We start from the raw sequence: 2,957 nt of genomic DNA, 5'->3' as shown, positions 1-2,957 counted from the left end.
TTTAGTAAGTAGAGTACCACAATTGGGACAATCCCGACGAGGTAAGTCAAATCCTGAGGAATATGAATTGTCTGTGATAAATTCACTATACTGACACTTAGTGCAAAACCAATGCGGAGGGAGAGGATTTATATCTGTAAAGTCTAACAAATACGCAATGAAAGATGCACCTGTCAAGCCGTTAGAGCATGTGTCATAGCCATTCTTACGTACTTTTTGAGCAAGTTTTTGTTGGATTAGGTATAGCGACGAATAGCCGTGTTCAACTATAATTGCCAATTCTTTTCCTAATCTATCTCGCACAATCTCTGGAAGGTTATATCCGTACAGCTCATGAGCTTTTTGATACGCCGCGTTCTTGAGCACTTCATCGGCACCAGAAAAAACAGGAAAATGACGTTCATTAGTAGAGATTGGATTGAGCGACTCAACGCTCTCGGCAATACGGTTCGGATTGACAACAACAGCTTTATACGCTGTTTCATCGTCGAGATAACCAAAAGCTTTCAGCATTTCATCTGTGGTACGTAGAAATCGTGACGATCGAACATCATCATTTTCTTTTCCGTTGACTTTTCGGATAATGTGTCGGCTGATAGAATCCATCGGATTGAGGTAACAGACACCTCCAGTAGCCACCAACATTTTATCAAGCATTTTCGATAGTTCGGCAATTTTACGGTTTATCCCCTTCAAGTCTTCGTCAGAAGTAATGTTGGGAAAATTCCTATCTTTAAGAAGACCAACATAATTCGCACTTGGCTGGATTTCGAGGTAATCATAAAAATGAACGATTTCAGCAAGTTCATCAATACTTTTGCGTTGGGCAATAGCTTGAACCAGTTCCCCTCTCAGCCCTGCTGATCCCAAAAGCAAACCTTCTCGATAATCGTGCAAGACACCTTTTGGAATGTGCGGCATATTATGATAAAATTGAAGATACGATAGAGAAATAAGTTCATACAAATGATGAAGCCCCATCTTGTTTTTCACCAAAATTGTAATATTGTGCGGAATGGATGTCTTTGAGTCCCCTTCCGTCAAGTAGCCCTCCATTCCGAAAATGACCTTAATTCCTCGACAACGGGATCTAACACACCTCATAGCATCTGAGGATGCATGAATGTTGGCAAGATCAGTAATGGCAACAGCCCTCCAGCCCCAACGATCAGCCGTATGAATAAGCTCGTCTACAGAAAGCACCGCGTCCATTGGAAAGCACCGCGTCCATTGCACTCATTTGCGTATGAACACTAAGTTCCACACGTTTGTCACATACTTCGTCATCGCGTATTTGACCAGAGAAAGTGCTCATTTTTTTATACCTCCTATAATTTCTCCTTGAATAAAAGTTCGTCTCCCCAGACTTCTTCAACCTTCTTCAACGATTCATCAACAAATCTCTTCCTGAAGCCTTCTTGAGATAACTTGATGGCATACATATTCATCGAGGAAAAATTTGGTATATTTTCATCTTGTACGCGACTAAGTTTTTCGCTATGAACCCCACTCGGAAGATATATCCATTTTCTATTAACTTGTTTACCATTATTGTCTAAAACCTCACACCAAACTCGTGATTGTATACGAATGCACAAGCGAAAATACTCCGTCGAATTTGAACGTTTTACTTTAAAGGTGGTACATGGATTTTGAGAACCATATTTAACAAATAAATTCCCAAAAAATCCTCCATCCATATTTTCATCCATATTTTCCCAATCATTTGGTTCTTGATCGTCTTTTTCCCAACAGTAACGGCTCTGAATTTCTTGGTCGAATGCGCTAAACAGTTTTCTGATTATTTCATCCTGCACTAATCCGAACGTTTTTGTGATTTCTACACAGGCACGTATGTTGTCAATATCGTCGTTGCCGTCCCCCATTATTATCTTCCTGCATTCTTCCGTCATTTCTTCGCCTCTCTCATTCGTGAAACTACTTATTGCATTCATGTAATTTTTGATCATATTCTTTACTTGGATATTTCCACCGTGGGGAAATATCTCCAGACAATGTCTAAGCCAATTAAGTATCTCTTTTCCCCATGAAATGCAGATGCAGTTTTTGCCCATTTTGCTGTAATGTGCAGGCTTAGAGCCATCCTTAGTAAGATAAATGATTTTTGCTTCACGATCCTGTATTATATCAAAAGCAAATTGATAATAATCCAAACACTGATTGTTTCGTTCTTCATGGTTGATTTTGACTTCGATAGGTAAAAAATACTTTCTGTTATAAATTACAATATCAATTCTGCCATCGTCTTTTTTTGAATCTACCGCCAAATCTGTTTGCCCACTTGGATTATCATCACATTTTGTAGAATATTCTTTTTTCACAAAAACACCGTTTGTATATTCTTCTAGTTTTCCTTTCTCTTTTATCCCTACTATATCTTCTAAAAACACATACAGAAAAATATCCCCCTGTCCATGTTGCCCTCTGGGATTAAGCAAGTCAGCTAACATTCTGCACATAATAACTTCTTTATCAGAAATTTCAAGCACAGAGAAAATATTATATTCATCAACCTCTTTTGGGGAATCAACTATAGAACAAACCGACTGCAAAAGGTCATTGATTTTTGGGGAATAAATTATCTCCTCATTCACCATACATGCCTCCTTGATTGATAGAAGATCTTAAACACTTATCTTCCGCAATTTTAGATATTTCATTGCAAAAGTAAATTTCAAGTGAGAGGATTCTCTGATCTATTACTATCATAATCCTTCGCATGGACATATTGTGGGATGGATAAAATTATTTGCAAATCATCAAAGAACTTTCAATATAATCAAATTATAACATAAAGCAAGTCATGTTCCTAATAATTTTTTACACAAAAGAGAGTATCCAAACCCCAACTATGGATAAATGAATTCTCTCTTTTTTCTTAGGGAATCGCTGATAAAATGAAGTCCGTCAGATTGGCGTAGATTTTTTCGTCCGAA

General features: G+C 37.8%; 3 protein-coding genes. All 3 read right to left on the bottom strand.

The features are described 5' to 3' along the window. On the bottom strand, nucleotides 1–1,212 hold a 1,212-nt coding region (locus tag Q0594_RS03560), incomplete at its 3' end, for a PHP domain-containing protein (RefSeq protein WP_298729644.1). Continuing rightward, nucleotides 1,169–1,315: a hypothetical protein gene (locus tag Q0594_RS03555; protein WP_298729642.1), complete on the bottom strand. Its 147-nt coding sequence runs from the start codon at nucleotides 1,313–1,315 to the stop codon at nucleotides 1,169–1,171. The genes Q0594_RS03560 and Q0594_RS03555, both read right to left, overlap by 44 nt. 13 nt (nucleotides 1,316–1,328) lie before the next feature. Beyond that, entirely contained in the window at nucleotides 1,329–2,618 is a 1,290-nt protein-coding gene (locus Q0594_RS03550) for a PD-(D/E)XK nuclease family protein (protein ID WP_298729640.1), read from the bottom strand. Nucleotides 2,619–2,957: the final 339 nt, after the last annotated feature.

This window comes from uncultured Granulicatella sp., from assembly GCF_938030755.1.
Taxonomy (GTDB): domain Bacteria; phylum Bacillota; class Bacilli; order Lactobacillales; family Aerococcaceae; genus Granulicatella.
This window is presented reverse-complemented; position numbering and strand designations above follow the sequence as displayed.